General features: G+C 32.8%; 1 protein-coding gene. It reads left to right on the top strand.

From position 1 onward, the window contains the following. Nucleotides 1–218, top strand: a 218-nt coding sequence (locus tag STRDD11_RS13440; RefSeq protein ID WP_206512732.1) for a hypothetical protein, incomplete at its 5' end; no start/stop codon positions are given. Nucleotides 219–320 lie beyond the last annotated feature (102 nt).

The raw sequence follows: 320 nt of genomic DNA on the forward strand, positions 1-320 counted from the left end.
CTAGGACTGTAGAAAATATGCGTTACCCAGAAAGAAATACCTCAACCGGACAATTAGAGAAGGGGTTAGTAGTAGAAACAATTAATAAAATTCTTATTCCTCTTATTTTAAAAGATAAGAAGGAAGAGGTGGTTAAAGTGGTTAAAGAGGCTTTGAAAAATACAGATTATAGATACGATGTAGATTTTCAATCAGTAGCAGAACCACAGTTTTATTAGAGATATAATTAGAGGGAGAATGAAGAAGTGTATAAAACAAAAGCGGATATTATTAATTGGGTTAAGCATTTTGACGGACCCTTGGAGACAAAAGCAGATTTT

Origin of the sequence: Streptococcus sp. DD11 (genome assembly GCF_001578865.1) — a bacterium.
In the GTDB taxonomy this organism is placed as follows: Bacteria; Bacillota; Bacilli; order Lactobacillales; family Streptococcaceae; genus Streptococcus; species Streptococcus panodentis.